The following is a 17,722-nucleotide window of genomic DNA, read 5'->3' on the forward strand; positions in this document are numbered from 1 at the left end:
TTGGCTCAGTCGTCCGCCGGCACGCCCGCCCGCACCCGCACCGCGACGCCGCTGTCGAAGTCCTCCATCCCGGTCGCGGGCAGTTCCGCCCGGCCGACCGCCAACAGTTCGCCACGCTCGTGGACGACGAGCACCTCGTCGCGCTCCCGAATCCCCGGGTCACAGTCCAGGACGAACTTGGCGAAGACGTTCTTCGCCTCGCGGACGAACGGCTCGCTCTCGTCGCCGACGACGACCCGGTTGGCCGGCGGCGACAGCGTCTGGAGCCGGCGGCCGCCGGCGACCCCCAGCGTGAAGCGGCCGTCCGTGCCGTAGCTGACGAGCCGGTCGTCGCCGGTCAACACCTGTCGGGGCCGCCCGCCGGTCGAACGCCGGACGGTGATGTCCTCGGCGTCGGGCGGGAACAACGCCACGCCGGCGCCGGCACCGAACTGGTAGTCCGCGACCGTCCGAAGCTGTGGGAGGGCCGTGTCCCCGGTCGCGGTCGTCGCGTTCTGGCTCACAGTAGGAACGTCTCCTCGCGGTCGCTCATGTCGACGAACGTCGTCGCGGCGTCGACCAGTTCGTCTGCGGTCGACCCGCCGAAGCCGACCACCTCCGTCCGGACCCCCTCGTGGCGGAGGTGACGACACAGTCGCGAGAAGTCTCCGTCGCCGGTCGCCAACACCAACACGTCGACGTGGTCGGCGAGCGTCACCGCGTCCAGGCTCATCCCCACGTCCCAGTCGGCCTTCTGTGAGCCGTCCGGGAACGTCTTGATGTCCTTGATCCGGGTCTCGAAACCGATGTCCCGCAGCGCCTCGAAGAACGACTCCTCCTCGGGGGAGTCCGCCCGGATCACGTAGGCGATGGCTCTGACGAGCGCCCGGTCCTGGACGGCCTTCTGGAGCAGGGCGCTGTAGTCGACGTTCTGGGAGTAGAGACTCTGTGCGGAGTGGTAGAGGTTCTGCGCGTCGGCGATCACGCCGACCCGCTGTGCGTCGTGTACGCTCGTCACGTCCGCAAGGGGTCTCGGACGAGATATATTCCTGTCGGGAGCGTGCGCCCCGTCAGTCGTCGTGCGGGACGGACAACACGGTCGCCTCCCCGGTGAGAACGACCTCCCCGTCGGTGTCGTCTGCGTCTGTCGCCGCCTGGTCGGCGACGCTCTCGGCGACAGTCTCCACACGGAGCCGGTCGCCGCCCAGTTCCTCCAGCACCTCCACCTCGGCGGCCACGGTGTCGCCCGGCCGGACGGGCGCCTCGAAGGAGAACTCCTGGGAGACGTAGACGATGTCACCGTCTAAGGCCGCGAGGGCGGCGCTGACGACGCCTGCGGTGAACATCCCGTGGGCGACGCGGCCGCCGAACAGCCCCTCGGCGGCGTACTCGTCGTCCGTGTGCAACGGGTTGTCGTCGCCGGTGACGGCGGCGTAGTCGTCGACAGTCTCCTCGGTGACGGTCACGGCGTGGCGACGGGTGTCGCCGGCAGATGCGACTGGCACACACCGAGGTGACGCCCGCCAGGCGAAAAGAACGGGGTTAACATGTGAAGCGGGTGGTTGAAGTCGGACGCGGCGGTGGGGAGGCGTGTGCAGACAGTCACGAGAGACGGCGTCGAGATCGCCTACGAGCAACGGGGTCGGTCCGCGAACGACGCGCCGTCGGTCGTTCTGGTCGAGGGGCTCGGCTACGGTCGGTGGATGTGGCGCTGGCAGGCGGACGCTCTGGCTGACGACTACCACGTCGTCTTACCGGACAACCGCGGCACGGGCGAGTCCGACGCCCCCGAGGGACCGTACACGGTCGAACAGATGGCGGCGGACCTGGAGGCCGTGTTGGCCGACACCGGCGTAGAGACCGTCCACGTCGTCGGCGCGAGCATGGGCGGGATGATCGCACAACGGTACGCGCTGTCGTCCGACCGGGCGGCGTCGCTGTCGTTGTTCTGTACCTCGCCGGGCGGCGACGACGCCGTGGCGACGCCCGACGAGACGCTCGCGCGGATGTTCTCCGTTCCCGAGGACGCCGACGAACGGGAGGCGATCCGGTACAAGATGGCGCCGGCGCTGTCGGAGGGGTTCCCGGAGGCGAACCCGGAGCTGATCGAACGGATCGTCGACTGGCGGCTGGCCTCGGACGCCCCACCGGCCGCGCGGGAGGCGCAGGCGGCCGCCGTGGAGGCGTTCGACGCGAGCGACGAACTCGGCGACTTGGACGTGCCGACGCTCGTCCTCCACGGCACCGGCGACCGTGTCCTCCCGGTCGAGAACGGGGAGCTCCTGACCGAACTGCTGACGGACCCGGAGACGACGTTCTACGAGGACGGGTCTCACCTGTTCTTCCTAGAGGAGTCCGAGCGGGTGAACGAGCGACTCCGGGGGTTCCTCGATGCAGCCTGAGCCGGCGGTGCCGGCGGGCGTCCACGCCAACGACTGGGTGGGCGACTGGAGTGCCCGCCGGGCGAGTCTCTCGCCGGACCGTGTCGGCCTCGTCGACGCCGACACGGGCACGGAGTACACCTACGCCGAGTTGGACCGCCGGGCCAACAGGACGGCGCGGCTCTGTCGTGCTCACGGCGTCGAACAGGGCGACCGGGTGGCCGTCCTCTCGCGCAACCGGCCGGCGCTGATCGACCTGTTCTTCGCCACCGGAAAGATCGGTGCGGTGTTGGCACCCGTCTCACACCGCCTCGCACCGCCGGAACTGGCGGCGATGTTCGACGACGTCGACCCGACGCTCGTGGTCGCCGAGGCGCCGTTCGCCGACCTCGCGGCCGACGTACTCGCCGAGCCGGCGTTCGACGGCGACCCGACGGTCGTGGTCGTCGGTGACGACGCAGGCGACGCCGGCGACACGGGCGACGCAGGCGACGCCGGCGACACGGGCGACGACGAGCGAGCCGGCGGTGACGACCCAGCGGGCGACCCACTCCCGGCAGTCGTGGACGCCGCCTGGACCGCGGCGCTCCCGGCAGACGACAGCCCGGTCGACCGGCCGGACGTGTCGCTGACAGATCCGCACCTGTTCCTCCACACCGGCGGGTCGACGGGGATCCCCAAGGAGACCGTGATCCCTCACCGACAGGTGTTGTGGAACTCCTTCAACACGATCACCGCGTGGGGACTGCGCCCGGAAGACACCACGCCGATGACGTTCCCGATGTTCCACACCGGGGGGTGGAACGTCGTCACGGCGCCGTTGTTCCACCTCGGCGGGACGGTCGTGATCGCCAGAGAGTTCGACCCCGGTCAGGTGTTGTCGTTGGTCGAAGAGCGCTCGGCGACCGTACTGATCGCCGTGCCGGCGGTGCTGCGGGCGATGAGCGAACACGACCGGTGGACGGAGACGGACCTCTCGACGCTCCGATTCGCCAAGTCCGGCGGCGGGCCGTGTCGCAACGCCGTCTTGGAGGCGTGGTGGGACCGTGACGTCGACCTCTCGCAGGGGTACGGGCTGACGGAGTGTGGCCCGAACAACTTCGCCATGCCGGACGGCTGGCCCCGGGAGAAGGCCGACTCCGTCGGCGTCCCGGCGCCACACGTCGACGCCCGGATCGTCGACGAGACGGGTGACACGCTCCCGGACGGCGAGGTGGGTGAACTGGAGCTGTCCGGGCCACAGGCCGCCGACCGTTACTGGCAGAATCCCAGAGAGAGCCGGGGGACGTTCGGGGACGGCGACGGCGACCGCTGGGTCGCTACCGGCGACCTCGCTCGTGTCGACGACGACGGCTACTACCACATCGAGGGACGCGTCAAGAACATGTTCGTCTCCGGGGGGGAGAACGTCTACCCGCCCGCAGTGGAAGACGCCGTCGCCGACCACCCGAAGGTGTCGGACGCCGTCGTGATCGCCGTTCCGGACGAGCAGTGGGGAACCGTCGGGCGCGCGGTCGTCGCCGGCGACGACTCACTGACGCTGTCCGAACTGCGGGAGTTCCTGGACGACCGGCTCGCCCGGTTCAAACACCCGCGGTCGCTCCGGTTCGTCGAGGAACTGCCCACCTCCGGGCCGTCGAAGATCGACCGCAGTGCCGTCCGCGAACGGTTCGGCGAGGAGTAGCTGGTCCCCCGGATCCACGTCAGATTTCCGTGCTGTCCGGGTCGTCGTCTGCGTGGGCGTCGTCTGCGTGGTCGCCGTGAGCGTCGTCTGCGTGGTCGTCGTGAGCGTCGTCTGTGTGGTCGTCGTGAGCGTCGTCCGCGTGGGCGTCGTGAGCGTCGTCCGCGTGGGCGTCGTGAGCGTCGTCTGCGTGGTCGTCGTGAGCGTCGTCTGCGTGATTGTCGTGTTCTTCACCGCCGTGTTCGTCGTGGGTGTCGTGTTCCTCGCCGTCGTGGCTGCCCTCGTGGTCCCCCGGCTCGTCTGCGTGTTCGTCCTGCTCGTCGTGGTCGGTCGGTTCGTCGGCGTCGTGCTCGTCCAGTTCGATCGACTCCGGACCGTCGTCGGCTTCGTCCTCGTCGTCTACGTCGACGGTGCTGTCGGACTCCGTCTTCGGGACGTGGACCTGGAGCGTGCCGTTCTCGGCGAGCGTGGCGTCTGCGGCGGTCGGGTCGACGCCGGCGCCCTCCGGCAGTTCGGCGGTGCCGTCCAACGACAGCCCGCGGCCGGGGAACCGCATCTCGAACTCCTCGTGGAACTCCCGGAAGCGGTCTACCTTCACCTCGACGGCCTCGTCGCGGAACTGCACCTGCACGTCGCTGTTCGTCGCGCCCGGGGCGTCGAACACGACGAGGTAGGCGTCGTCGGACTCCAACACGTCGTACGCCAACGGCCGACGCTCCTGGACCTTACTCACGCCGCGACCGACACGGTCCAAGAGCCCCTCGACTGCCGACTCGCCGATCTCGCGGAGCCCCTTGCCCTGAGACTCACCCTCACCGTTCATAGCTGAATCTCGCGGAGGCTGTCCGTCTCCCCACAGTACGGACACGAGAGGTCCCCGACCTCGTGGTCGTCGGGGACGTCGTAGGTGTAGTGGTTCTCGAACATGTCGAGCTCGCAGTCGTCGTTGACACACTCGATTTCCTTTGTCGCGGGCATACCCGAACGTTGGACGGGCGGCGGTATAAACGGCGGGGGGTTCGCGTCGTCGCTGTCGGCCGGTCGGGCCGTTCCCGACCGAGAAGACTTAGCCGACCACCGCCGTACGCTCGGGCGTGACAGACACGAGCGAGACGGACGCGCCGACGGCCGCGGAGCTGGCCGACCGGGTCCGTACCGGCGACCTCCGGCTGTACGAACTCGAAGACCACGCGGACGCGGACACGGCCGCCGCCGCCCGTCGGCGGCTGGTCGGCGCCCACGACGGCTCTGCGTTCGACGACGCGACGACGGCGCTGTCGACCACCGGCGAGTACGGCTTCCCGGCCGCGGCGGCGGACTCCAACGTCGAGAACATGACCGGCGCGGTCCAGATCCCCGCGGGCGTCGTCGGCCCCGTCTCCGTCGACGGCGGCGCGTTGTCGGGCGAGCGGTACGTCCCGATGGCGACGACCGAGGGAGCGTTGCTCGCGTCCGTCAACCGCGGGTGTTCCGTGTTGGACCGCGCCGGCGGCGCGACCGCCCGCGTGCTCGACAACGGGATGGTCCGCGCACCCGTCTTCCGGGTCGACGACGTCGCCGAGGCGGAGGCGCTCGTCGCGTGGGTCCACGACGAAGAAGAACAACTGCGCGAGGCCGCCGAGGCGACGACGAGCCACGGTGAACTCCAGTCGATCACCCCACACGTCGTCGGCAACAACGTGTTCCTCCGATTCACGTACGACACGAAAGACGCGATGGGGATGAACATGGCCACCATCGCCACGGAGGCGGCGTGTGACGTGGTGGAGGCGGAGACTGACGCGACGCTGATCGCGGTGTCGGGCAACCTCTGTACGGACAAGAAGCCGGCCGCGATCAACGCGATCCAGGGGCGAGGCCGGACGGTTGCCGCCGACGCGACGATCCCCCGCGAGGTGGTGACGGACGTGCTCGACACGACGCCGGAGGCGGTCGCGGAGATCAACACCCGGAAGAACCTCGTCGGCAGTGCCAAGGCCGGCAGTCTGGGATTCAACGCCCACGTCGCCAACACGGTCGCGGCCGTCTTCCTCGCTACGGGTCAGGACGCCGCTCAGGTGGTGGAGGGAGCGAACGCGATCACGACCGCTGAGGTCGTCGACGGGGACCTCTACGTCTCGCTGACCATCGCCTCGTTGGAGGTCGGCACCGTCGGCGGCGGGACGAGTCTCCCGACGCAGGCAGAGGGACTGGACGTGTTGGGTGTCCGCGGCGGCGGCGACCCCGCCGGCAGCAACGCCGACGCGCTCGCGGAGGCGACGACCGTCGCCGCCCTCGCCGGCGAACTGTCGTTGCTGTCCGCGCTCGCCTCCCGCAACCTCGCCGGCGCCCACGCGGAGCTCGGGCGGTAACGAGTCCACCGTGTTCGGCTCGGGCCACGCCGGAGACGGTCCGAGCGGTCAGTCCACCTCGGAGACAGAGAGACTCACGTCGCCGGTGGTGCCGACCCGGACGGTCACGGTGTCGGCGCCGAGCCCACCCCCGACCGTCTCGTACAGTCTGATCCGGCCGGTCGCCGTCTCCCGGCGGACCCGCGCCTCCACGACGTAGCTGCCGGGCTGCGGGAAGAAGTTCCGGTTCGTCCGGGTCGTCTCCGCCGGCACCGGGAACGCCCCCTCCACCGTCACCGTGTCCGACAGCGGCGTCGGCTGTCGCTCGCTCGGGGTCTCCCCTTCTAAGAGCGCCCTGACGACCACCCTGACCGGCTCCGGACGCTCGTTGACGAACCGCAGCCCGCCGGGGACGCGGTTGGCGCGGACGCCGCGCCCGCAGCCCGCCAGCGCCGCCGTCGCCGTCACGCCGGCGGCCCGCAGCAGTCGTCGCCGGCCGAGTCCGTCCCCGTTCGACCCGCCCCCGTCTCCGTTTGACACGTCACCGCCTGCGCGGGGCGACGGCAAGAACCCTTCGCGTCCCCGAAAGCTTCTCGCCGGTCGCCGCCCACGTTCCGACGTGACAGACACGGCTGGAACTGGCGTCAGCCTCCGCGACGGCGTCCGGATCGACCTCTCGGACGGCACCCGCGTGGTCGCGGACGCGACCGACCCCGAAGGCGACGCCGTCGTCGTGACCCACGCCCACGGCGACCACCTGCCGGACGACCCGCCCGCGACGGCGGTCTGTTCGGCGGCGACGGCGGATCTCGCGGCCGTCCGCCGGGACGGTCGGCCGACGTCGACGGCGACGATTCCGGGCGACGGCTCGGTCGAACTGCTGGACGCCGGCCACGTCGCCGGCTCGCGCGCCCTGCTCGTGACGGACCCGGACGGCACCCGGTACTGCTACACGGGCGACGTCTCCGTCCGAGACCGGCTGTACCTCGACGGGTTCGAGCCGCCCGAGGCGGACGTGCTCGTCGTGGAGGCCACCTACGGGGAGCCGGGGTTCGTCTTCCCGCCGCAGTCGGAGCTGGAAGGCGAGATCGTCGACTTCTTCGAGGATACGACGGACCGGCCGGTGTTGGCGTTCGGCTACGCGCTCGGCCGCGCCCAGGAGCTCCAACTGCTGGCCGAGCGGGCGGGGCGGTCGGTGACCGTCTCGGACGCGATCGCGGATCTCGACGCGGTCGTCGCCGACCACGTCGACGCGACGTTCTCGGCCGACCGCTACGACGATCTCGACGAGATCGGTCCGGGTGACGTGGTCGTGTTGCCGAGTGGACTCGCCGGGAGCGACTGGGTCGACCGGCTGTGTGACCGGACTGACGCGCTCGCGGCCGGCTTCTCCGGGTGGGCCATCGACGACTCCTTCCAGTACCGCGGCGGCTACGACGAGACGTTCGTGCTCACGGACCACTGCGACTTCCGCGAGTTGGTCGAACTGGTGGAGGCGGTCGACCCCGAGCGGGTGTACACCACACACGGCTCGACGGACACGTTGGCGACGGAGCTGACGACCCGCGGGTTCGACGCTCGGGCGCTCGTCGCCGACCAACACACGCTCGGAGAGTTCGGTTGAGGACAGACGTCTGCGATTCCGGGCGCTACCGAGGACAGATGTCTGCGACTCGGGCGCTACCGACGACAGATCGCAACGAGTTCGTGGAGGTCGGCGACGTCGTACGTCGGGGTGACCGAGAGGTCGAACTCCTCGCGGTGTGGCCGCCTGATGAACGCAGAGTCGACGCCGGCGTTGTCGGCCGCCCGCAGGTCCGACTCGTTGTCGCCGACGAACAGTGCGGTGTCGGCGTCCAGCTCCGACACCACGCGGTCGAGGTAGTGGGAGTTGGGCTTCTTGCGACGGAGGCTCTCCGGGGTCGGGTTGCGCCCGACGGCCGACGCGAACATGTCGCGGACGCCGAAGTGGTCCAACACGTAGTCGACCGTCTGTTGTTGGTTCGAAGAGACGATCCCCAGCGGCGCGTCGACCTCTCGGAGGACGGACACGTCCGGGTAGAGGTCCTTGCGGCCGGCCTCGATCTCGCGGCGCTGACGGCGGTGGGCGTGGAGGTCGCGGGCGGCCCACAGATCCTCTGCGGAGACGCCGTAGCGGTCCGCGACGGACGACAGCTGCTCGGGCGAGACGCCGACGACCATCGACTCCACGTCGTCGGGATCCGGATCGTCGATCGACAGCGTCTCGAACGCGCTCCAGGTCGCCTCCCGCAGAACGTCGTAGCTGGTCCGACCCACGAGCACGCCGTCGTTGTCGAGCACCACCGCGTCGTACACAGTGGTACGACTGGTTCCCGCGGCGTGAAAAGTCTCACCCTCCCCCGGCCTCGACCGGGACCGCTCGGCTCTCCGAACCCGGTCGGCGGACGCACGCACACTCCGTCCGTCGCCGTGAGACCCGGGTGGCCGACCTCGCCGCTGCCGAAACGCACACCACCGTCCGGCCCGGTGTTCCTCCGTGACCGACGGCCACACGCCAGCGCGGGACGCCGTCACCGTGACGGCCGGCGGCCGGCTCCACTTCGGGTTCGGCAACCTGAGTCTCGCCCACGAGCGACTGTACGGCGCCTGCGGCGCGACGGTGGCGGAGCCCCGGGTCCGGCTCACCGCCCGCCCGGCCGAGGAGGCGACTGCCGACACGGAGACGGCCGCCCGCTACACGGAACGGGTGTGTGAGACACTGGCCGTCCCCGGAGCGCGCGTGTCCGTCGCGGAGTCGCTCCCACGACACGCCGGCCTGGGCAGCGGCACCCAGACCGCGTTGGCCGTGCTCACGGCCGTCGCCCGACTGTACGCCCTGGAGCCACGGGTGCGCGAGCGGGCGCCGACGCTGGGCCGTGGCGGGCGTTCCGGCGTCGGCGTCGCCGCCTTCGAACGGGGTGGGTTCGTCCTGGACGCCGGCCACCCGACGGAGCGGTTCACCGCCGCCCGCCCCGCAGACGGCGACTGGACCGTCCCCCCGGTGGCTGCCCGCCACACCCTCCCGGAGGACTGGCGGTTCCTGGTGGTCGTCCCGGACGCAGCGCCCGGTCGTTCCGGCGACGGCGAGGAGGCCTCCATGCGGTCGGTGGTCGAGTCTGCGGACCCGGCCGTCGCCGACAGGGTCGCGGGCGTGATCGCCAGACGACTCCTGCCGGCGGTCGCTGCCGGCGCCGTCGACCGGTTCGGCGCCGCCGTCCGCGAACTCGGCCGACTCAACGGCTCCTGGTTCGCCGACGAACAGGGCGGCGTCTACCGCCCACCCGTCGGCGACGTGGTGTCGGAGCTCGCGGACGCGACCGCCGTCTCCGGCGTCGGCCAGTCCTCTTGGGGGCCGACCGTCTACGCCGTCACGGACACCGCTCGCGCCGACGCCGCCCGAGAGGCCGGCCGCCGGGCGCTCGACGCGGCCGGCGTCGCCGGCGACGTGACTCTCGCCGCCCCCCGCAACGACGGGGCGACCGTGGTAGACGACGCCGTCTGAGCCGTGGGCGTTCGGACCGTCGCCGTCTGACCGGCGTCACTCCACCGGTCGCGCCTTCGCGCCGTAGCGCACGACACCCTCCTGCTCGTACACTCGCCGGATCGCTCGCTCGACCGTGTCGCCCGCCGTGGCGTCGCTCGGGTCCGCGTCACACACCTGGAGCGGCACGTCGACCGTCGCGCCGTCGACGGTGAACCGGACGATTCCGACCGGGAACCCCCCGTCGCGGGTCGCCTGCGGGACGAACTCCGGCGGTGCGCCGTCGGCCGTCACCCCGGTGACCGTGACGATCTCGCCGCGGTCCGGGAGCGTCACCCGTTCGTAGTCGACGAGCGCGCGACAGCCGGTGCAGGCCCCCTCCGGCGGGAACCGGAGCGCCCCACAGTCCGGACACCGACCGGCGACGAGCCGGTACCGAGCCGCCCGTGACTGCCGCCACGTCGGCACGGAGACGGCCGCCCCCCCGCCGGCCGGCGGCGACCCCGCCAGTTCCCCGCGGCGGCGCGTCGCCTCGGCGTACGACAGTTCGCGGTCGCCGTCCAACGCCGTCTCCGTCGGCGCCGTCCCGTCGACGACCGTCGCCGCGGCGCTGCCGGCGCTCCCGACGCCGACGAGCAGCGTCCGGGCGGCGTCGTCGTCGAACGCCCGGGCCAACCCGACGAGCGGGCCGGCGGCGCCGGTGTCGCCCAGGGTCCGGACGGGCGTCGTGATCGCGGACGGCGACGGGGCCGCGTCCGTCGCGGCGAGGGCCCGCGCCGGGAGACTCCCGTCCGGCGCGGTGACGGCGACCGCCTCGGTCCCCTCCGGAGCGGCGTCTCCCGGGAGGGCCGAGACGGCGGCGACGACCGGCTCCCGGAACGCCGCCCGGTCGTAGCTCGTCACCCCCAGCGACTCCGTCTCGGTCTCCCCACGCCGGCGGTAACGAGTCCCGGGGTAGTCTTCCGCGTGACGCCCCCACGCCGAGAGGGTCGCGCCGTCGCCGTCGGCCGTCACCACGACCGCACCGGCCGCGGCGCCGGCGGCGTCCCCCTCCGGACTGTCCGGCTCCCCCTGGGGGGCGTCGGCGGCGACGACGAGCGCCGGCCGGGCGGCTCTGGCGACCGTCGCCGACAGCGCCGCCGTCCCCGCGCGAGTGCCCCCGGCGTGTGTCTCCCGGCTCGCGCCGGCCGGCACACCCAGGAACTCACCGAGCCGGGGCGTCAGCTCCGGTTCCTCGACCGGCGGCGTCGTCGTGGCGAACGCGAGGTGTTCGACCGCGGCGGCGTCGACGCCCGCCGCCGAGAGCGCCCGTCGGCCGGCCGCGGCACCGAGCGTGAGACTGTCCTCGTCTGCCGCCGGCACGGCGACGCTGTCGACGCCACGGGCGCGATCGCCGTCCCAGAAGGCCGCAATCGCGTCTGTCGGGAGTCGAGCCGAGGGGGCGTACGCGCCGGCCCCGGCCACGACCGTCTCGCCGTTGTCCGTCACGCCCCCCGCACCCCCGCGCGCTCGAAGGCGTGGACGACGGCGGCACCGCCGGAGCCGCCGACGTTGTGTGTCAGCCCCCGTTCCGGGTCCGACAGCTGTCGGGCGCCGGCAGCGTCCGTCAGTTGGTGGAACGCCTCTACCGCCTGGCCCGCTCCGGTCGCGCCGATGGGGTGGCCCTTCGACTTGAGCCCGCCGGAGGTGTTCACCGGGAACGCGCCGTCGCGGGCCGTCACCCCCGCCGTCGCCAGCCGCGCCCCTTCGCCGTCGTCCGCCAGTCCGAGATCCTCGTACGCCAGCAGTTCCGCGACTGCGAAACAGTCGTGAACCTCCGCGAAGTCCAGGTCCGCTCGGGGGTCGGTGACGCCGGCGCGGTCGTAGGCGGTCGCGGCCGCCCGGCGCGTCGCCGGGACGGACGTGTACGTCTCGCGGTCGTACAGCCCGACGTGGTCGGAGGCGGCGCCGACGCCCGCCACCCGGACGCTGTCGGTGAAGCTGTCGGCGACCGCGTCGGACGCGACCAGGACGAACGCCGCGCCGTCGCTCGTCGGACAACAGTGGTACAGCGTCAACGGGTCCGCGACCACGTCCGCCGACTCCGCGTCGTCGACGGAACAGTCGAACCCGAGGTGTGCCTTCGGGTTGTCGGCGCCGTTGGCGTGGTTCTTGGCCGCGACCGCCGACAGCGCCCGGCGGTCAGCGTCGTGTTCTCGGAGGTAGGCGTCGGCCATCTGGGCGTACACGCCGGCGAAGGTGGTGCCGGCCATCCGTTCCCACTCCGTCTCGCCGGAGACGCCCAGCCAGTACTTCGTCGCGTCCGCGGAGGTGTCCGTCATCACCTCCACGCCGCCCGCGAGGACGAGGTCGGCGTACCCCGACTCCACCGCCACCACGGCCTGCCGGAGCGCGTAACCGGAGGCGGCACAGGCGTTCTCCACCCGGGTACAGGGGGTGCCGTGGAGGCCGAGGTGTTCCGTCACGGCCGGGCCCGACAGCCCGATCTGTCGCCCGCCGACGCCGAGCGTGCCGAGGTACGCCTCGTCGATCCGATCCGTGTCGAGATCGGCCGGGACGGCCCGTTCGTAGGCCGTCCGGCACAGCGACCGGTACGTCTCGCCGGGAAACGAGCCGAAGGCCGACTGACCCGCGCCGACGACGTGTGCGTCTGTCACGCCCGGAAGGAGGCGTGGCGACCGCCCTAAACCCCCGGGGAGCGATAGACGAGTTTACACCGACCGACCGGGTACGCCCGGTGTGACCGACTTCCGCGACCCCGACGCCCTGCGCCGCCGGGCCGGCGTCCGCGGCGACCCGGACCGCGACCAGCACTTCCTCGTCGACGACCGCGTGCTGGACCGACTCCCCGGACTCCTCCCCGACGGCGCCGACCGCAGCCACCTCCTGGAGATCGGCGGCGGCACCGGCGCGCTCACGGACCGCCTGCTAGCGGCCGGCGACCACGTCACCGTGATCGAGAAGGACGCCGACCTGGCCGGGTTCCTGCGCGAGGAGTTCGCCGACCCCGTCGCCGCAGACCGACTGACCGTGATCGAGGGCGACGCCACGGACACCGACCTGCCGGCGTTCACCGCCAGCGTCTCGAACCTCCCGTACGGCGCCTCCTCGCCGTTGGCGTTCCGGCTGCTCCCGACCGGGCGGCCGCTGGCGCTGATGTTCCAACGGGAGTTCGCCGACCGGATGGTCGCCGACCCCGGCACGGACGACTACGGTCGGCTGTCCGTCAGTACCGCCCACTACGCCGACGCCGAGATCGTCGAGACCGTCCCGCGGACCGCGTTCGACCCCCAGCCCCGGGTGGACAGCGCCGTCGTCCGGTGTCGGCCCCAGAAGCCGCCGTACGAGGTGCCCGACGAGGCGTTCTTCCTCCGGTTCGTGAAGGCGTTGTTCACCCAACGGCGCAAGACCGTCCGCAACGCCGTCCGCAACACCCCCCACATCTCCGGGGTCGCCGACCCGGACGCGGTCGTCGCCGCCGCAGACGAGTCGATCCTGTCACAGCGACCGGAGAACCTCCCGCCCGCGGAGTTCGCTTCGCTCGCCCGGCTGGCGACCGAACACAGCGAGATCGGACCGGGACAGTGAGCGGGGACGACACCCCCGACGGGGAGGGCCCGACCGAGCGCGGCGACGGCACCGACACCCTCGACGACGACGAGAGCAGCCGCGACCGGCTCGCCGACCGCCGCGGGCTCGGCGACCCGGTGTACGAGCCCGCCGAGGACTCCGGGCTGTTGGCCGAGGCTGGCCGCGACCACGCCCAGGGGCTCGCCGTCGAGGTCGGCACCGGCTCCGGCTGGGTCGCGGCGCAACTGCGCGACGTGCCGGCCGTCGACCGCGTCGTCGGCACGGACGTGAACCCCCACGCCTGCCGGACGGCCCGCGAGCGCGGCGTCGAGACCGCCCGGGTCGACCTGGTGGCCGCGCTCGCCGACGGGGCCGTCGACACGCTCCTGTTCAACCCCCCGTACCTCCCCACAGACCCGGACAACGAGTGGGACGACTGGCAGGAGGCCGCGTTGTCGGGCGGGGAGTCCGGCCGCGCCGTGATCGAGCCGTTCCTGGACGCCGCCGGGCGCGTGGTGGGGCCCGACGGGCGCGTCCTCCTGCTCGTCTCCTCGCTCACCGGCTTCGCCGACGTGGTGGAGTACGCCGTCGCCCGCGGGTTCGACGCCGAGACGGTCGCGGAGGAGTCGTACCCCTACGAGACGCTGTCCGTCCTCCGGCTCGACCCCCGGGAGTGACCCGTGGGTGGCCCGCCGTCCGAGTCGAGCCCGCACGGCCGCCGGACTCTTGACCCGACGCCTCGACCCGGGAGCGTGGACCTCCCGGCCGACACGACGGAGACGGACCGCGAACTGCTGTCGACTGCCCGCGACCGGATCCCGTCGCGGTGCCGCGAGCGCCGCGCCGCCGACCGCGGCGACGAACTGTTCGCGCTCGTCCGCGCCGACGACGAGACCGGCTCCGGCGACGCCTACCTCGGCGTCCCGTTCGAGCCGCCGGACGCCCCGAGCGCCGGCTTCTGTGCCGAGCGCCACGCGCTCAACCGGCTCCAGTTGGCCGAGCCGCCGGGGACCCGCCCGACTCACGTCGTCGTCGCCGGCCCCGTCCCCGACGACGACCGACGGCCGACGTTCCCCTGTGGCACCTGTCGTGACGCGATCGCCGCCGTCGGCGGCCCGGACGTGACTGTGCTTGCGACGTGTTTCGTCCGCCAGCCCGACGGCTGGGCGCTGTTCCCGACCGTCGAACGCCGGCGTGTGGAGGAGCTGGTGCCGGATCGGTGGACCGATCCGTGGGGGTAACGCCGAGTTCCGTGCCGACTCCACAGGACTTTTCTAGGTAGCTATATTGTCTAGATATGTGGGCGAGGAGTACCTGCGGCGAACCGCGATCACCCGACCGAAGCTCACGCCGGAGCAGGAGCGACTGCTCGACGAGACGCTGGCCGACTGGAAGAGAGCGTGCAACGTCGCCAGCCGCGTCGGGTGGGCCGCCGACGAGACGCGGCGACGCCGTCTGCAGGAACTCACCTACCACGGGCTGGGTGAGGAGACCCGTCTGGGTAGTGAACACAGAATCCTCGCTGCACACCAGGCTGCGGCGGCGTTGAGCGGGGTCAAACAGACGGAGGCACTGGACGAGCAGTACGAGACCTCCTGTCCGACCTTCACGGCGGACACCATGAAGCACGACGCCCGCACGATGACGCTGTTCGACGACGAGACCGTCTCGCTCGCCACCGTCGACCAGAGAGTTCGGTGTGAACTCGCGCTCCCGGACGACGAGGACGGCTATCAGCGCCAGTATCTCGACGACGACTCCTGGGAGCTGACAGAGTCGACGCTCACGAAACGCGACGGGGACTACTATCTCCACCTGGGTTTTCGAAAGCCGAAACCGACCGGTCTCGCGGAGCGCCGGGACGACACGGAGGACAGGACAGTTCTCGGTGTCGATCTCGGGATCGTGAATCTGGCCGTCACGAGCACAGCCAGATTCGAGTCCGGGAGGGAGCTACGGCACAGACACGAAGAGTTCGAACGGATTCGCGGCAGTCTCCAACAGACCGGTACGGAGTCGGCACACCGGGTGATTCAACGGATCAGTGGCCGGGAGGAACGGTACACTCGGGACGTGCTACATCGGGTTGCGAACGGGATCGTCGACGAGGCAGTCGAACACGACTGTGAGTACATCGCGTTCGAGGATCTGTCGCACATTCAGAACCGTGCCCCGCCGGCGAAACAGTTCCACGAGTGGGCACACCGCCGGCTCGTCGACTACGTCGAGTACCGCGCGGACGCGCTCGGAATCTCCGTCGTGTTCGTCTCGCCCGCCGGAACGAGCCGGCGCTGCCCGGAGTGTGGCCACACGGACGAACGCAACCGCTCGGATCGGTCCACATTCCGGTGTGTCGACTGCGGAACGACTGGGAACGCGGACTACATCGCGGCCAAGAACGTCGGACTGCGGTACGTCCGTCGCGGGCTACAGTCCTCGCGGCGGACGGGCGACGGTCGACTCGCCCTGAAGTCGGGAACTGTAAAGCCGAGTCGGGGATTCACCCCGTCCGACTGATCGTCGGTAGAGGTCGAGTTCACCGACAAGGCCCGCCGCGTGCGGGTCAGTCGACTTCCCTCTCGGCCCTCAAAAATCGTTAGGAGCACCTGTTTGTTTTTATTACAAGCGGGCCGAAAGGGAATTGAACCCCTGACCGACGGATTAAGAGTCCGTCGCTCTGCCTAGCTGAGCTATCGGCCCACGCATTCTGTCGTAACGCCGTCTTGCTAAAAGGCCTTCCGTTTCGGAGTCGACACGACAGTCGGGCGACAGTCTCGGTCGATACGAGAGGCTTGAAGTGAGCGCCAGTCAGACAGCCACCAGAATGAGCGCAGGGATCACGATGTCGTCGATGTCCTCGTACGCCATCTTGGGGTGTGGGAGCGTCGGCCACGCGGTCGCCGACGACCTCACGGACGCGGGCGAAGACGTGGTGATCCTCGACCGCGACGACAACAGGGTCGAGGCGCTACGGGATCAGGATCTGAACGCGCGTCAACAGGACATCACGGAGGCGGACGTAGCGGAGGTCGTGGCCGACCGGGAGGTGGTGTTGATTCTCTCCGGGAACGTCGACGCCAACAAGGCGGCAGTAGAGGCCATCAGAGCAGCCGGCGGGGAGCAGTACATCGTCGTGCGGGCGAACGACCCCGTGAGCAAAGACCAGCTCGTGGAGCTGGGCGCGGACGTGGTCATCAACCCCAGCGAGGTGATCGCCGACAGCGCCCTGCGGTCGTTGGAGGCGGGGGAGTTGGCGTACAAGACCCAGCAGATGGTGGAGATCTTCCGAGAGACGGACGGTCGGCTGGCGATTCTCTCGCACGACAACCCCGATCCGGACTCCATCGCGGCGGCGGTGGCGCTCCAGGCCATCGCCGCGGACCACGACCTGGAGGCGGACATCCTCTACGACGGGGAGATGGGCCACCAGGAGAACAGCGCGTTCGTCAACACGTTGGGGATCGATCTCTCCACCCGTGAGTCGGTCGGGGGGCTGTCGGAGTACGGCGCCGTGGCGCTCGTCAACCACGCCGACGCCGGCGCGGAGGGGGACGTCGAGGACGACGTGGACGTGTACGTCGACCACGACGAGCCGGCGGAGCCGGTGGGCGCGGAGTTCGTGGACGTGCGCCTGAACGTCTCGGCCACGTCGACGATCCTGACCAAGTACCTCCAGGAGCTGGACCTGTCGCCGACGGAGACGGTCGCGACGGCGTTGTTGTACGGCATCCGGGCGGAGACGGTGGACTTCAAACGGGAGACGACGCCGGCGGACCTGACGGCGGCCGCCTACCTCCACCCGTTCGCCAACCACGACACCCTAGAGGAGGTGGAGTCGCCGTCGATGTCGCCGGAGACGCTGGACGTGTTGGCGGAGGCGATCCAGAACCGAGAGGTGCAGGGGAGCCACCTCCTGTCGAACGCCGGGTTCATCACCGACCGGGAGGCGCTGTCGCAGGCGGCCCAACAGCTGCTCAACCTGGAGGGGATCTCGACGACCGCGGTGTTCGGGATCGCGGACGACCACATTCTGCTGGCGGCGCGGTCGAACGACATCCGGCTCAACATCGGGAGCGCCCTGGACGACGCCTTCGGCGACGTCGGGGAGGCTGCGGGCCACGCCAAACAGGGGAGCGCGGAGATCCCACTGGGACTGTTCACCGGGATCGAGATCTCCGACGACAACCGTGACACGCTGTTGCAGTTGTCCGAACAGGCCGTCCGCCGGAAACTGTTCGACGCGATGGGGGTCGAAGAGGGATCGAACGGCTCGTGACTC

Annotated in this window: 18 protein-coding genes, 1 tRNA gene and 1 pseudogene; 10 read left to right on the forward strand and 10 right to left on the reverse strand. The window is 70.9% G+C overall.

Features of this window, described 5'->3' with window-relative positions:
• Positions 1 to 5: 5 nt before the first annotated feature.
• The 3 genes from RYH79_RS06765 to RYH79_RS06775 are packed head-to-tail and all read right to left on the reverse strand — an operon-like array spanning position 6 to position 1,484.
• Positions 6 to 503: a PUA domain-containing protein gene (locus RYH79_RS06765; protein WP_370897486.1), complete on the reverse strand. Its 498-nt coding sequence runs from the start codon at positions 501 to 503 to the stop codon at positions 6 to 8.
• Positions 500 to 997: a LabA-like NYN domain-containing protein gene (locus RYH79_RS06770; RefSeq protein WP_370897488.1), complete on the reverse strand. Its 498-nt coding sequence runs from the start codon at positions 995 to 997 to the stop codon at positions 500 to 502. Before RYH79_RS06770 ends, RYH79_RS06765 begins: the two co-directional genes overlap by 4 nt.
• A 52-nt stretch (positions 998 to 1,049) precedes the next feature.
• A complete protein-coding gene (locus RYH79_RS06775) occupies positions 1,050 to 1,484 on the reverse strand; it encodes a MaoC family dehydratase (protein WP_370897490.1) in 435 nt (144 codons plus the stop codon).
• Positions 1,485 to 1,571: 87 nt separating this feature from the next.
• On the opposite strand from RYH79_RS06775, the gene RYH79_RS06780 reads away from it, so the two are divergent.
• Both RYH79_RS06780 and RYH79_RS06785 read left to right on the forward strand, forming a co-directional pair.
• On the forward strand, positions 1,572 to 2,381 hold the full coding sequence (locus RYH79_RS06780) for an alpha/beta fold hydrolase (RefSeq protein WP_370897492.1): 810 nt from the start codon (positions 1,572 to 1,574) through the stop codon (positions 2,379 to 2,381).
• Positions 2,371 to 4,044 (forward strand): AMP-binding protein, encoded by a 1,674-nt coding sequence (locus RYH79_RS06785; RefSeq protein ID WP_370897494.1) that lies wholly within the window; start codon positions 2,371 to 2,373, stop codon positions 4,042 to 4,044. The genes RYH79_RS06780 and RYH79_RS06785 overlap by 11 nt, the downstream gene beginning before the upstream one ends.
• A 316-nt stretch (positions 4,045 to 4,360) precedes the next feature.
• Here RYH79_RS06785 and RYH79_RS06790 read toward each other — a convergent pair.
• Positions 4,361 to 4,864: pseudogene (locus RYH79_RS06790) on the reverse strand (Hsp20/alpha crystallin family protein); the annotation flags it as partial.
• Positions 4,861 to 5,019, reverse strand: a complete 159-nt coding sequence (locus tag RYH79_RS06795; protein WP_370897496.1) for a DUF7559 family protein — start codon at positions 5,017 to 5,019, stop codon at positions 4,861 to 4,863. The pseudogene RYH79_RS06790 and the gene RYH79_RS06795, both read right to left, overlap by 4 nt.
• A 116-nt stretch (positions 5,020 to 5,135) precedes the next feature.
• On the opposite strand from RYH79_RS06795, the gene hmgA reads away from it, so the two are divergent.
• Complete coding sequence (hmgA, locus tag RYH79_RS06800; protein ID WP_370897498.1) at positions 5,136 to 6,392, forward strand: hydroxymethylglutaryl-CoA reductase (NADPH); 1,257 nt, start codon at positions 5,136 to 5,138, stop codon at positions 6,390 to 6,392.
• A 48-nt stretch (positions 6,393 to 6,440) separates the two neighbouring features.
• Here hmgA and RYH79_RS06805 read toward each other — a convergent pair whose 3' ends face one another.
• A complete protein-coding gene (locus RYH79_RS06805; protein ID WP_370897500.1) occupies positions 6,441 to 6,911 on the reverse strand; it encodes a hypothetical protein in 471 nt (156 codons plus the stop codon).
• Positions 6,912 to 6,990: 79 nt separating this feature from the next.
• Between RYH79_RS06805 and RYH79_RS06810 the strand changes: the two genes are divergently transcribed.
• Positions 6,991 to 7,995, forward strand: a complete 1,005-nt coding sequence (locus tag RYH79_RS06810) for an MBL fold metallo-hydrolase (protein WP_370897502.1) — start codon at positions 6,991 to 6,993, stop codon at positions 7,993 to 7,995.
• 56 nt (positions 7,996 to 8,051) lie between these two features.
• Here the strand turns inward: RYH79_RS06810 and RYH79_RS06815 are convergent, their stop codons facing one another.
• Positions 8,052 to 8,708 carry an HAD family hydrolase gene (locus RYH79_RS06815; RefSeq protein WP_370897504.1) on the reverse strand — a complete coding sequence of 219 codons (657 nt, stop codon included), beginning with the start codon at positions 8,706 to 8,708 and terminating at the stop codon, positions 8,052 to 8,054.
• Positions 8,709 to 8,889: 181 nt separating this feature from the next.
• Here RYH79_RS06815 and RYH79_RS06820 point away from each other — a divergent pair, with 181 nt between their 5' ends.
• The gene (locus RYH79_RS06820; RefSeq protein ID WP_370897506.1) at positions 8,890 to 9,894 is read left to right on the forward strand and encodes a beta-ribofuranosylaminobenzene 5'-phosphate synthase family protein; all 1,005 of its coding nucleotides are present in this window, start codon (positions 8,890 to 8,892) and stop codon (positions 9,892 to 9,894) included.
• Between the two features lie 36 nt (positions 9,895 to 9,930).
• Here RYH79_RS06820 and RYH79_RS06825 read toward each other — a convergent pair whose 3' ends face one another.
• Positions 9,931 to 11,361, reverse strand: coding sequence for a zinc ribbon domain-containing protein (locus tag RYH79_RS06825; RefSeq protein ID WP_370897508.1), 1,431 nt, complete (start codon positions 11,359 to 11,361; stop codon positions 9,931 to 9,933).
• On the reverse strand, positions 11,358 to 12,530 hold the full coding sequence (locus tag RYH79_RS06830; RefSeq protein ID WP_370897510.1) for a thiolase C-terminal domain-containing protein: 1,173 nt from the start codon (positions 12,528 to 12,530) through the stop codon (positions 11,358 to 11,360). Before RYH79_RS06830 ends, RYH79_RS06825 begins: the two co-directional genes overlap by 4 nt.
• An 82-nt stretch (positions 12,531 to 12,612) precedes the next feature.
• Here RYH79_RS06830 and RYH79_RS06835 point away from each other — a divergent pair, with 82 nt between their 5' ends.
• The 4 genes from RYH79_RS06835 to RYH79_RS06850 all read left to right on the forward strand — a co-directional run bounded on the left by RYH79_RS06835 (position 12,613) and on the right by RYH79_RS06850 (position 15,960).
• Complete coding sequence (locus RYH79_RS06835; RefSeq protein WP_370897512.1) at positions 12,613 to 13,461, forward strand: 16S ribosomal RNA methyltransferase A; 849 nt, start codon at positions 12,613 to 12,615, stop codon at positions 13,459 to 13,461.
• Positions 13,458 to 14,120 (forward strand): HemK2/MTQ2 family protein methyltransferase, encoded by a 663-nt coding sequence (locus tag RYH79_RS06840; RefSeq protein ID WP_370897513.1) that lies wholly within the window; start codon positions 13,458 to 13,460, stop codon positions 14,118 to 14,120. Before RYH79_RS06835 ends, RYH79_RS06840 begins: the two co-directional genes overlap by 4 nt.
• Before the next feature lie 75 nt (positions 14,121 to 14,195).
• The gene (locus tag RYH79_RS06845; protein WP_370897514.1) at positions 14,196 to 14,684 is read left to right on the forward strand and encodes a hypothetical protein; all 489 of its coding nucleotides are present in this window, start codon (positions 14,196 to 14,198) and stop codon (positions 14,682 to 14,684) included.
• 58 nt (positions 14,685 to 14,742) lie between these two features.
• Complete coding sequence (locus tag RYH79_RS06850; RefSeq protein WP_370897516.1) at positions 14,743 to 15,960, forward strand: RNA-guided endonuclease InsQ/TnpB family protein; 1,218 nt, start codon at positions 14,743 to 14,745, stop codon at positions 15,958 to 15,960.
• Positions 15,961 to 16,069: 109 nt separating this feature from the next.
• Here RYH79_RS06850 and RYH79_RS06855 read toward each other — a convergent pair.
• A tRNA-Lys gene (locus tag RYH79_RS06855) sits at positions 16,070 to 16,143 on the reverse strand.
• Between the two features lie 124 nt (positions 16,144 to 16,267).
• Between RYH79_RS06855 and RYH79_RS06860 the strand changes: the two genes are divergently transcribed.
• Positions 16,268 to 17,719 carry a DHH family phosphoesterase gene (locus RYH79_RS06860; RefSeq protein WP_370897518.1) on the forward strand — a complete coding sequence of 484 codons (1,452 nt, stop codon included), beginning with the start codon at positions 16,268 to 16,270 and terminating at the stop codon, positions 17,717 to 17,719.
• Positions 17,720 to 17,722 lie beyond the last annotated feature (3 nt).

This window comes from Halobaculum sp. MBLA0143, assembly GCF_041361465.1.
Lineage (GTDB): Archaea > Halobacteriota > Halobacteria > Halobacteriales > Haloferacaceae > JAHENP01.

Coding starts and splice junctions, on each gene's coding strand:
- RYH79_RS06785 (WP_370897494.1), top strand. CDS start 2,371: ATGCAGCCTGAGCCGGCGGTGCCGGCGGGCGTCCACGCCAACGACTGG.
- RYH79_RS06795 (WP_370897496.1), bottom strand. CDS start 5,019: ATGCCCGCGACAAAGGAAATCGAGTGTGTCAACGACGACTGCGAGCTC.
- RYH79_RS06860 (WP_370897518.1), top strand. CDS start 16,268: ATGAGCGCAGGGATCACGATGTCGTCGATGTCCTCGTACGCCATCTTG.